Source organism: Streptomyces sp. NPDC001663, assembly GCF_042893105.1.
Classification (GTDB): Bacteria; Actinomycetota; Actinomycetes; order Streptomycetales; family Streptomycetaceae; genus Streptomyces.
In genome coordinates this window covers 188,142-199,615 of the sequence record NZ_JBIAUR010000008.1, presented here as the reverse complement: position 1 = coordinate 199,615, position 11,474 = coordinate 188,142, and the positions used below count along the sequence as shown (strand labels likewise).

The following is an 11,474-nucleotide window of genomic DNA, read 5'->3' as shown; positions in this document are numbered from 1 at the left end:
CGATATGTCGGGTTTTACGGCGCTTGGGCTCCAGGATGCGCGGGTTTTGCGAAAAACGAGAAGGGCCGGGAGCCGTTATGTCGGGTCGATCTCGCGCAGCAGACCCGTTTTCACGTCGAAGACGAAGCCGCGCACGTCGTCGGCGTGCAGGAGGAACGGCGAGGTGCGCACGCGCTGCATGGACTGCCGTACGTCCTGGTCGACGTCCCGGAAGGCCTCGACCGCCCAGGCCGGACGCTGGCCGACCTCCATCTCCAGCTCGGTGCGGAAGTCCTCGGTGATCGCCTCGAGGCCGCAGCCGGTGTGATGGATCAGGACGATGCTGCGGGTGCCGAGCTTGCGCTGGCTGATGGTGAGCGAGCGGATCACGTCGTCGGTGACCACGCCGCCCGCGTTGCGGATGGTGTGGCAGTCGCCGAGCTCCAGGCCGAGCGCGGCGTGCAGGTCGAGACGGGCGTCCATACAGGCCACGACCGCGACGTGCAGAACGGGGCGGGCGTCCATCCCGGGGTCGGTGAATGCGGCGGCGTACCGTCCGTTCGCCTCCACGAGGCGGTCGGTGACGGTGCCGCCGTGTATGGCGCCTTCGGACTCGGTGGGAACGGATGCAGAAGTCGTCATACCTATGACGGTACTGGTCACATGCGATCCGGTCCTGGTGTGAGAGCGGGAAAAGAGCGTCATCACGGTCCTCTTGTGAGGTAACCCACATAGGTGGCGGGGGCGAAGCCGTACGGGTGATTTTCCCGGATATGCCGCTTCGCACTCATGCAGGTCCGCGACGCGCAGGCCGGTTGATTGACCGCGAGACACCGTGGACTAAAGTGACGCGAAGCGGGAGGCGAGGCTCTCCCTGCTGGACTGATTTTCCCGGAGGCCCCAGGCACGGACGGTCTCCCCACGTGCGCGGCGCGTACGTACGGCTCGGCCTCCTCCCGCTCGCGGTCGGCTGACGCTCTTGGCGCCGGCAGACCTCCCCTTCACGAGCGGGCGGGGACCCGGCGGTGCGTACGGCCGCGCCGGACCTGAGAGGGCCCCTTGAGCCAGAGTCGACACGTCCCGGTGATGCTCCAGCGGTGCCTGGACCTGTTGGCCCCCGCCCTGCAGCGGCCGGGCGCGGTGGTCGTCGACTGCACCCTGGGCCTCGGCGGCCACAGCGAGGCCCTGCTGACGCAGTTCCCCGAGGCGCGGCTGGTCGCCCTCGACCGCGACAAGGAGGCGCTGCGCCTGTCCGGCGAGCGGCTCGCGCCCTTCGGCGAGCGCGCCACCCTGGTGCACGCGGTCTACGACGAACTCCCGGACGTACTGGAAAGGCTCGGGATCGCGCGCGTGCAGGGCGTCCTGTTCGACCTCGGCGTCTCCTCCATGCAGCTCGACGAGGCCGACCGCGGCTTCGCCTACGCCCAGGACGCCCCGCTCGACATGCGCATGGACCAGACGACCGGCATGAGCGCCGCAGAGGTCCTCAACACCTATCCGGCGGGTGAACTCGTCCGCATCCTGCGCGCGTACGGCGAGGAGAAGCAGGCCAAGCGGATCGTCGCCGCCGTCGTGCGCGAGCGCGAGAAGGAGCCGTTCAGCAACAGCGCGCGGCTCGTCGAGCTGATCCGGGACGCGCTGCCGCAGGCTGCCAAGCGCACCGGCGGCAACCCCGCCAAGCGCACCTTCCAGGCGCTGCGCATCGAGGTCAACGGCGAACTCTCCGTCCTGGAACGGGCGATCCCGGCCGCCGTGAAGGCCCTCGACGTGGGCGGACGGATCGCCGTGCTGTCGTACCACTCGCTCGAGGACCGCCTGGTCAAGCAGGTGTTCGCGGCCGGCGCCGCCAACACCGCGCCCCCCGGGCTGCCGATCGTCCCCGAGCAGTACCAACCCCGGCTCAAGCTGCTCACGCGCGGTGCCGAACTTCCCACCGAGGAAGAGGTCGCCGAGAACCGGCGGGCGGCGCCTGCGCGACTGCGCGGCGCCCAGCGCATCAGGGAGGACGTGAGTGAGTGAGCCGGGTGTGAACGACTTGGCGCATTGGCGGGTTGGAAAACCGGACTCACTGGAGGCCGAGTGAGCAGGAAACCCGAACTGAGGGGGCGGGCCGCTCGTCTCGCACGGCTCTTCCCCGGACCGGGGACTCGTGGACAGGCGGCGCGCACCCCCTTCGTTCTCCTCGTCGTACTCCTTCTCGGCGGCGGGCTGATCGGGCTCCTGGTGCTGAACTCCGCGCTCAGCGAGGGCTCGTTCAAGCTCGACGACCTGCAGAAGGACACCAAGAACCTCACCGACGAGGAACAGGCGCTCCAGCGGGACATCGACTCCTACTCGGCGCCGGAGGCCCTCCAGCGCCGCGCCCGCGAGCTCGGCATGATTCCGGGTGGCGATCCCGCCTTCCTGAGTCCCGACGGCACCGTGAAGGGCGTCCCCTCGACCGCTGCCGGGGCGGGCTACGCCGGGGCACCGTTCGTGCTGCGCTCGCCGGAGGCGGTCGTCTTCACCACGGTCCCCGGCACGTCCCCCGCCGAGATCCCCGTCTCGGAAACCACCCCGACGACCCCGACCATCGGCAGGTGACGGAAGTGTCCGACAGGGAACCGCCGCGCCGCCGCGTGCCCGGCCCCGCGCGTGCCGACCGGCCCGCCTCCGGCCGGCGCCGCCCGGGCCCCGGCGCCCGCCCGGCCCGCCGCCCGGCACCGGCCCGTCCCGGCGCCCCCAAGATCCTCAAGCTGGGCAGCCCCCGCCCCCGGCTGCGCATGGTCAGCCTCGCGCTGACACTGGTGCTGATCGCCTTCGTCGTACGGCTGCTGCAGGTGCAAGCGGTCGACGCGAGCGCGTACGCCGCCAAGGCCGAGCAGAACCGGTACGTCGGCCAGATCCTGCCCGCCGAGCGCGGCGGCATCACCGACCGCAACGGCGTCGCCCTCGCGACCAGCGTGGACGCGTACGACATCACGGCCGACCCCACGATGTTCACCCGCAAACAGCTGAAGGTCGACGACGGGCCGGAGCAGGCGGCCGCGCTCCTCGCGCCGATCATCGGCATGGACCAGGACAAGCTCGTCCAGAAGCTCCGCCCCAAGAACAAGGGGCTGCGCTACGTCCTGCTCGCCCGCCGGCAGATCCCGCAGGTGTGGACGCAGATCAAGGACCTGAAGGCCGCGCTCAACGCGAAGGCCCAGACCGACAAGTCCACCGTCAACGCCCTCGCCGGCGTCTTCTCGACCCCCAGCACCAAGCGCATCTACCCCAACGGCGACCTCGGCGCCGGGATACTGGGCTGGGTCAACGACTCGGGCCAGGGCGGCGGTGGCGTCGAGCAGCAGCTCAACGGCCAACTGGCCGGCAAGGACGGCAAGATCCGCTACGCCCAGTCCGGGGGCCGTCTGGTGCCCACCGCGGGCTCCAACGAGACCCCTGCGGTGCCCGGCACCGATGTCGAGCTCACCATCGACCGCGACATCCAGTGGGCCGCGCAGAACGCGATTTCCGAGCAGGTCAGGAAGTCCGGGGCGGACCGCGGCTACGTGATAGTGCAGGACACCCGGACCGGCCAGATCCTCGCCATGGCCAACTCGCCCGGCTTCGACCCGAACGACCTGTCCAAGGCGAGCGGGAACGCCCTGCACAACTGGGCCGTGGAGGACGCCTTCGAGCCCGGCTCCACCGCCAAGGTCATGTCGATGGCGGCCGTACTGCAGGAGAACGTCGCCACGCCGCTGACGCACGTCGTCGTGCCGAACCGGCTGCACCGCGGCGACCGGCTCTTCAAGGACGACATCGACCACGACACCTGGGACCTCACGCTCAACGGCGTGCTCGCCAAGTCCAGCAACATCGGCACCATCCTGGCGACCGGCCAGCTCGGCAAGACGCAGAAGCAGGCCAACCAGGTCCTCTACTCCTACCTGCGCAAGTTCGGCATCGGCAGCTACACCGGACTCGGCTTCCCCGGCGAGACCAAGGGCATCCTCGCGCCGCCCGACAAGTGGTCGACCTCGCAGCAGTACACGATTCCTTTCGGCCAGGGCGTGTCCGTCACCGCGATGCAGGCGGCCTCCGTCTACTCGACGATCGCCAACGGCGGCGTACGCGTCGAACCCACGCTCGTACGCGGCACCAAGGGACCGGACGGACGCTTCACACCGGCCGCCAAGCCCAAGAAGACAAGGGTCGTCAGCGCCAAGACGGCGAGGACCCTCGCCCAGATGCTGGAGTCGGTCGTGGACGACCGGGAGGGCACCGGCAACAAGGCGCGCATCCCCGGCTACCGGGTCGCGGGCAAGACGGGTACGGCCAACCGCGTGGATCCGGCCACCGGCAAGTACCACGGTTACACCTCGTCGTTCGCGGGATTCGCCCCCGCGGACAACCCGCGCATCACCGTCTACTGCGCCATCCAGAACGCCACGAGCGGCAGTTACTTCGGCGGCCAGATCTGCGGACCCATCTACAAGGAAGTGATGGAGTTCGCACTGAAGACCCTCCAGGTCCCGCCCACCGGCGCGAAGGCCGCGAACCTGCCCGTCACCTTCTAGTCCTGATCAGCGCAACCAGCCAGGAACGCTCCGTGACCATGATCACTCCCGACTCCGGCAACCCGGGCGGCCCCCGCCCCTCACTTCGCCCGCAAGCGGGTGCGCCCGGTACGCTCACCGCCGTGCCACACGCTGATCAGTCCCAAACCACCCAGAAGGGCGCATCCGTGACATACCCGGGGCCGCCCAGGCCGGTGCAGGTTTCCGCGACACCCCTCGCGGAGCTCGCCGATCAGCTGGGTGCCGCCGCGCCGGACGGCACCGCCGAGGTCACGGGCATCACCCATGACTCGCGCGCCGTCCGCCCCGGCGACCTGTACGCCGCCCTCCCGGGCGCCCGCCTGCACGGCGCCGACTTCGTCACGCAGGCCGCCGGCCTCGGCGCCGCAGCGGTACTGACCGACCCGACCGGCGCCGAACGCGCCGCGGCAACGGGCCTTCCGGTCCTGGTCGTCGACGACCCGCGCGGGCAGATGGGCGAGCTGGCGGCCACGATCTACGGTCACCCGGGCCGCGACCTGCTCCAGATCGGCATCACCGGCACGTCGGGCAAGACCACCACCGCCTATCTCGTCGAGGGCGGTCTCAAGACCAAGAGCAACACCGGCCTGATCGGCACGGTCGAGATGCGCATCGGTGACGAGCGCATCAAGTCCGAGCGCACCACCCCCGAAGCCACCGACCTGCAGGCCCTGTTCGCCGTCATGCGCGAGCGCGGCGTCGAGGCGGTCGCCATGGAGGTCTCCAGCCATGCGCTGGTGCTCGGCCGGGTCGACGGCTGCGTCTTCGACATCGGCGTGTTCACCAACCTCAGCCCGGAACACATGGAGTTCCACTCCGACATGGAGGACTACTTCCGGGCCAAGGCGCAGCTGTTCACGCCGAAACGCAGCAAACTCGGCATCGTCAACTTCGACGACGAGTACGGCCGCAGGCTGGTCCACGAGGCCTCCGTCCCGGTCGTCACCTTCTCCGCCGAGGGCCACCCGGACGCCGACTGGCGTGCCGAGGACGTCGAGATCGGCCAACTCGACTCGACCTTCACCGTGATCGGCCCCCAGGGCGAGCGCATCGAGGCCAAGGCGCCGCTCCCGGGCCCCTTCAACGTGGCCAACACCCTCGCCGCGATCGTCGCCCTCGCCGCCGCCGGGCTCGACCCGCAGACCGCCGCCGACGGCGTCGCGGCCGTGCCGGGTGTGCCCGGGCGTCTGGAGCGCGTGGACGCCGGCCAGCCCTATCTCGCGGTCGTCGACTACGCGCACAAGACGGACGCCGTGGAGTCGGTCCTGCGCGCCCTGCGCAAGGTCACCGAGGGCAAGCTGCACGTCGTGCTCGGCTGCGGAGGCGACCGGGACAAGACCAAGCGCGCGCCGATGGGCGCCGCCGCGGCCCGCCTCGCCGACACCGCCGTACTGACCTCCGACAACCCCCGCTCCGAGGACCCCCTCGCGATCCTCGCAACCATGCTCGAGGGCGCGGCGTCCGTGCCAGTACACGAACGCGGTGAGGTCCAGGTCTTCGAGGACCGGGCCGCCGCGATCGCCGCCGCCGTCGCCCGAGCACGGCCCAAGGACACCGTGCTGGTCGCGGGCAAGGGCCATGAGCAGGGCCAGGACATCGCCGGGGTGGTCCGTCCCTTCGACGACCGCCAGGTGCTTCGAGAAGCCATCCAGAAGACCCAGGGATGAACTTGTGATCGCCCTCTCTCTCGCCGAGATCGCAGCAGTCGTCGGCGGGCAGACGCACGACATACCGGATACGTCCGTCCAGGTCACCGCTCCGGTGGTCCGGGACTCCCGCGAGGTGGAGCCCGGCAGCCTCTTCGTCGCCTTCGTCGGCGAACGCGTGGACGGCCACGACTTCGCCCGGCAGGTCGTCGAAGCGGGTGCGGTCGCGGTGCTCGCGTCGCGCCCGGTCGGCGTCCCCGCGATCGTCGTCGAGGACGTCCAGAGCGCCCTCGGCGCCCTCGCCCGTCATGTCGTACGACGCCTCGGCGCGACCCTCGTGGCCCTGACCGGCTCCGCGGGCAAGACCAGCACCAAGGACCTGATCGCCCAGGTCCTGCAGCGCAAGGCGCCCACCGTGTTCACGCCCGGCTCGCTCAACAACGAGATCGGGCTGCCGCTCACCGCACTCAGCGCCACCGACGAGACCAGGTTTCTCGTGCTGGAGATGGGCGCCCGCGGCATCGGCCACATCCGCTACCTCACGGATCTGACGCCCCCGAAGATCGGCCTCGTCCTCAACGTCGGCACCGCCCACATCGGCGAGTTCGGCGGCCGCGAGCAGATCGCGCAGGCAAAGGGCGAACTCGTAGAAGCCCTTCCGGAAGACGGTGCCGCGATCCTCAACGCGGACGACCCCCTCGTACGGGCCATGGCATCCCGTACGAAGGCGAAGGTGATCCTTTTCGGAGAGGCCGACGAAGCGGACGTACGCGCCGAGAACGTGCGACTCACGGACACGGGACAGCCCGCCTTCAGGCTCCACACACCCTCCGGTGCAAGCGACGTGACCATGCGCCTGTACGGTGAGCACCACGTGTCGAACGCGCTCGCCGCGGCCGCCGTCGCCCATGAGCTGGGCATGTCCGCGGAAGAGATCGCCACCGCGCTCTCCGAGGCGGGCTCCCTCTCCCGCTGGCGCATGGAGGTCACCGAGCGACCGGACGGCGTGACCATCGTCAACGACGCCTACAACGCGAACCCCGAGTCCATGCGAGCCGCCCTGCGCGCGCTCGCGGCCATGGGCCGGGGGCGGCGGACCTGGGCGGTGCTCGGCAAGATGGCCGAGCTCGGGGACGAGGCGCTCGCCGAGCACGACGCGGTCGGACGGCTCGCCGTCCGGCTCAATGTCGGCAAGCTCGTCGCGGTCGGGGGCAGGGAAGCGTCCTGGCTGCAACTGGGCGCATATAACGAGGGTTCGTGGGGTGAGGAGTCGGTGCACGTGTCCGACGCACAGGCGGCGATCGACCTGTTGCGCAGCGAGTTGCGCCCGGGGGACGTCGTACTCGTGAAGGCGTCCCGTTCGGTGGGGCTCGAGAGCATTGCCCAGGCGCTGCTCGAGACCGGTGCCGAGGGTGAGGTTGCTGCCCGATGATGAAGCAGATCCTGTTCTCGGGAGTCATTGGCCTCTTCCTGACGCTGGTCGGCACCCCGCTGCTGATCAAGCTCCTGGCCCGCAAGGGCTACGGCCAGTACATCCGGGACGACGGCCCACGCGAGCACGCCAGCAAGCGCGGTACGCCGACCATGGGCGGCATCGCCTTCATCCTGGCGACGGTCGCCGCGTACTTCCTCTCCAAGGTGATCACCGGCTACGCCCCGAGCTACTCGGGCCTGCTGGTGCTCGGCCTGATGGTCGGCATGGGCCTGGTCGGCTTCCTCGACGACTACATCAAGATCGTCAAGCGGCGTTCGCTGGGCCTCAGGGCCAAGGCGAAGATGGCCGGCCAGCTGATCGTCGGCATCAGCTTCGCCGTGCTCGCCCTGCAGTTCCAGGACGCCCGCGGCAACGCCCCGGCCTCCACGAAGCTGTCGTTCATCACGGACTTCGGCTGGTCGATCGGCCCGGTGCTGTTCGTCGTCTGGGCACTGTTCATGATCCTCGCGATGTCGAACGGCGTGAACCTCACCGACGGTCTGGACGGCCTCGCCACCGGCGCCTCCGTCCTGGTCTTCGGCGCGTACACCTTCATCGGCGTCTGGCAGTTCCAGGAGTCCTGCGCCAACGCGCAGACCCTCACCAACCCGGGCGCCTGCTACGAGGTGCGCGACCCGCTCGACCTCGCGGTCATCGCCTCCGCGCTGATGGGCGCCTGCCTCGGCTTCCTGTGGTGGAACACCTCGCCGGCCAAGATCTTCATGGGCGACACCGGTTCGCTCGCGCTCGGCGGTGTCCTCACGGGCCTGGCCATCCTCTCCCGCACGGAGCTGCTGGTGGCCATCATGGGCGGCCTGTTCGTCCTCATCACCATGTCGGTGGTCATCCAGGTCGGCTCCTTCCGCCTCACCGGCAGGCGCGTCTTCCGGATGGCGCCACTCCAGCACCACTTCGAACTCAAGGGCTGGTCCGAGGTTCTCGTGGTGGTCCGCTTCTGGATCATTCAGGGCATCTGTGTGATCGTCGGACTGGGCCTCTTCTACGCGGGATGGGCAGCGGACAAGTGACCGACTGGCAGGGCAAGCACGTCACCGTCGCCGGGCTCGGCGTCTCCGGTATCCCGGCGGCCAAGGTGCTGCACGCGCGCGGGGCCGTCGTCACGGTCGTCAACGACGGCGACGACGCACGCGCGCGTGAGCAGGCCGCCGAACTGGAGGCCCTGGGCGTCACCGTGCGCCTCGGCGACGGCGCAACCCTGCCGGAGGGCACCAAACTCGTCGTCACCACACCGGGCTGGAAGCCGGACAAGCCGCTGTTCGTCGCGGCTCGCGAAGCCGGCCTGGAGATCTGGGGCGACGTGGAGCTCGCCTGGCGGCTCCGGGGCCCCGACGCGGCCCCCTGGCTGGCAGTGACGGGCACCAACGGCAAGACCACCACCGTCCAGATGCTGGCGTCGATCCTGAAGGCGGCGGGCCTGCGCACAGCCGCCGTCGGCAACATCGGCGTCTCGCTCCTGGACGCGGTGCTCGGCGAGGAGCAGTACGACGTCCTCGCCGTGGAGCTGTCCAGCTACCAGCTGCACTGGGCGCCCTCGCTGCGCGCCCACTCCGCCGCCGTGCTGAACCTGGCGCCGGACCACCTCGACTGGCACGGCTCCATGGAGGCGTACGCCCGCGACAAGGGCCGTATCTACGAGGGCAATCGGGTCGCCTGCGTCTACAACGTCGCCGACAAGGCCACCGAGGACCTGGTGCGCGAGGCCGACGTCGAGGAGGGCTGCCGGGCCATCGGCTTCACCCTCGGCACCCCGGGCCCGTCCCAACTGGGCGTCGTGGACGGCATCCTGGTCGACCGCGCCTTCGTAGAGAACCGGCAGAAGAACGCCCAGGAGCTCGCCGAGGTCTCCGACGTCAACCCGCCGGCCCCGCACAACATCGCCAACGCACTTGCGGCGGCGGCCCTCGCGCGCGCCTTCGGGGTGCCCGCCGCGGCCGTACGCGACGGCCTCAGGAACTTCACCCCGGACGCGCACCGCATCGCGCATGTGGCCGACGTGGACGGGGTCGCGTACATCGACGACTCCAAGGCCACCAACACGCACGCCGCGGAAGCCTCGTTGGCGGCGTACGAGTCCATCGTCTGGATCGCGGGCGGGCTCGCCAAGGGCGCGACCTTCGACGAGCTGGTCGCCAAGTCGGCAAAGCGACTTCGTGGGGTCGTGCTCATCGGCGCCGACCGCGCCCTGATCCGCGAAGCCCTCGCGCGACACGCGCCGGAAGTACCCGTCGTCGACCTCGACCGGACCGACACTGGGGCGATGCTCGCGGCTGTCCAGGAGGCCAAGCGGCTCGCCGGCGAAGGCGACACGGTGCTGCTGGCCCCGGCCTGCGCCTCGATGGACATGTTCGCCAACTACAACAAGCGCGGTGACGCGTTCGCGGAGGCGGTTCGCGAACTCGGCTCCTGACCGACGTAGCGGAGGCGCTGATGCCCAGTAGTCGTACCGGACGTCCGCCCGTGCAGCGGTCCGTCAGACGTCCCGTCGCTCCCCGGTCGACCCGTGACAACCCCCTACTCCGTCTGTACCTCAACGCCAAGCGTGCCTGGGACCGGCCGCTGACCGCGTACTACTTGATCCTCGGCGGCAGTCTGCTGATCACCGTGCTCGGTCTGGTGATGGTCTACTCGGCCTCCCAGATCACCGCGCTGCAGATGTCGTTGCCGGGCTCGTACTTCTTCCGCAAGCAGCTCCTCGCGGCCGCGATCGGCGGCGTACTGCTGCTGATCGCCTCCCGGATGCCGGTCAAGCTGCACCGCGCGCTGGCCTACCCGATCCTCGCGGGTGCCGTCTTCCTGATGGCGCTGGTGCAGGTGCCGGGGATAGGGATGTCGGTCAACGGCAACCAGAACTGGATCTCGCTCGGCGGCTCCTTCCAGATCCAGCCCAGCGAGTTCGGCAAGCTGGCCCTCGTGCTGTGGGGCGCCGACCTGCTCGCCCGCAAGCAGGACAAGAAGCTGCTGAACCAGTGGAAGCACATGCTGGTGCCGCTCGTGCCGGCCGCCTTCATGCTGCTCGGGCTGATCATGCTCGGCGGCGACATGGGTACGGCGATCATCCTCACGGCGATCCTGTTCGGTCTGCTGTGGCTGGCCGGTGCGCCCACGCGGCTGTTCGCCGGAGTGCTGTCGATCGCCGCCGTGATCGGTGTGATCCTCATCAAGACCAGCCCGAACCGGATGGCCCGCCTCTCCTGCATCGGCGCGACCTCGCCCCAGTCCGGACCGGTCGACTGCTGGCAGGCCGTGCACGGGATCTACGCGCTCGCATCCGGCGGAATCTTCGGATCCGGACTCGGCGCGAGTGTGGAAAAATGGGGCCAACTCCCGGAAGCGCACACGGACTTCATCTTCGCCGTCACCGGTGAGGAACTGGGCCTCTCGGGGACGCTGTCGGTGCTCGCCCTCTTCGCGGCTCTAGGCTATGCGGGTATCCGCGTGGCCGGACGCACGGAGGACCCCTTCGTCAGGTATGCCGCGGGAGGCGTGACCACCTGGATCACCGCGCAGGCGGTGATCAACATCGGTGCGGTGCTCGGCCTGCTGCCGATCGCCGGTGTCCCCCTCCCGCTGTTCTCCTACGGAGGATCCGCCCTGCTGCCGACCATGTTCGCCATCGGGCTGCTGATCGCGTTCGCGCGTGACGAGCCCGCTGCGCGGGCGGCGCTGTCGATGCGGCAACCTCGCTTTGGTAGAAAGCGGGCGGGAGGCGCCGCGTCGGCACGGGGGCCTCGGAGATGGAACACGATGCGACGGCGTGCCTCGGCGGCGCGCTCGTCCGGAGAGCGGTGA

General features: G+C 69.8%; 9 protein-coding genes. 8 read left to right on the top strand and 1 reads right to left on the bottom strand.

Annotation, left to right across the window (positions count from 1 at the left end; genetic code table 11):
- Positions 1-75: 75 nt before the first annotated feature.
- Entirely contained in the window at positions 76-684 is a 609-nt protein-coding gene (locus tag ACFY1L_RS26075; protein WP_388828932.1) for a beta-class carbonic anhydrase, read from the bottom strand.
- A 354-nt stretch (positions 685-1,038) separates the two neighbouring features.
- Between ACFY1L_RS26075 and rsmH the strand changes: the two genes are divergently transcribed.
- The 8 genes from rsmH (at position 1,039) to ftsW (ending at position 11,474) form a co-directional block, all read left to right on the top strand.
- Positions 1,039-1,998, top strand: a complete 960-nt coding sequence (rsmH, locus tag ACFY1L_RS26070; protein ID WP_388828929.1) for a 16S rRNA (cytosine(1402)-N(4))-methyltransferase RsmH — start codon at positions 1,039-1,041, stop codon at positions 1,996-1,998.
- Positions 1,999-2,058: 60 nt separating this feature from the next.
- Complete coding sequence (locus tag ACFY1L_RS26065; protein ID WP_388828926.1) at positions 2,059-2,562, top strand: septum formation initiator family protein; 504 nt, start codon at positions 2,059-2,061, stop codon at positions 2,560-2,562.
- Positions 2,563-2,567: 5 nt separating this feature from the next.
- Positions 2,568-4,523 (top strand): peptidoglycan D,D-transpeptidase FtsI family protein, encoded by a 1,956-nt coding sequence (locus ACFY1L_RS26060; RefSeq protein WP_388828923.1) that lies wholly within the window; start codon positions 2,568-2,570, stop codon positions 4,521-4,523.
- Positions 4,524-4,690: 167 nt separating this feature from the next.
- On the top strand, positions 4,691-6,211 hold the full coding sequence (locus ACFY1L_RS26055; RefSeq protein ID WP_388829852.1) for a UDP-N-acetylmuramoyl-L-alanyl-D-glutamate--2,6-diaminopimelate ligase: 1,521 nt from the start codon (positions 4,691-4,693) through the stop codon (positions 6,209-6,211).
- A gap of 4 nt (positions 6,212-6,215) precedes the next feature.
- On the top strand, positions 6,216-7,622 hold the full coding sequence (murF, locus tag ACFY1L_RS26050; RefSeq protein ID WP_388828920.1) for a UDP-N-acetylmuramoyl-tripeptide--D-alanyl-D-alanine ligase: 1,407 nt from the start codon (positions 6,216-6,218) through the stop codon (positions 7,620-7,622).
- Entirely contained in the window at positions 7,622-8,692 is a 1,071-nt protein-coding gene (gene mraY, locus ACFY1L_RS26045) for a phospho-N-acetylmuramoyl-pentapeptide-transferase (protein ID WP_123970380.1), read from the top strand. Before murF ends, mraY begins: the two co-directional genes overlap by 1 nt.
- A complete protein-coding gene (murD, locus tag ACFY1L_RS26040; RefSeq protein WP_388828917.1) occupies positions 8,674-10,092 on the top strand; it encodes a UDP-N-acetylmuramoyl-L-alanine--D-glutamate ligase in 1,419 nt (472 codons plus the stop codon). The genes mraY and murD overlap by 19 nt, the downstream gene beginning before the upstream one ends.
- Positions 10,093-10,112: 20 nt before the next feature.
- Complete coding sequence (gene ftsW, locus ACFY1L_RS26035) at positions 10,113-11,474, top strand: putative lipid II flippase FtsW (protein ID WP_388828914.1); 1,362 nt, start codon at positions 10,113-10,115, stop codon at positions 11,472-11,474.

Coding starts and splice junctions, on each gene's coding strand:
- ACFY1L_RS26075 (WP_388828932.1), bottom strand. CDS start 684: ATGACGCTCTTTTCCCGCTCTCACACCAGGACCGGATCGCATGTGACC.
- mraY (WP_123970380.1), top strand. CDS start 7,622: ATGAAGCAGATCCTGTTCTCGGGAGTCATTGGCCTCTTCCTGACGCTG.
- murD (WP_388828917.1), top strand. CDS start 8,674: ATGGGCAGCGGACAAGTGACCGACTGGCAGGGCAAGCACGTCACCGTC.
- ftsW (WP_388828914.1), top strand. CDS start 10,113: ATGCCCAGTAGTCGTACCGGACGTCCGCCCGTGCAGCGGTCCGTCAGA.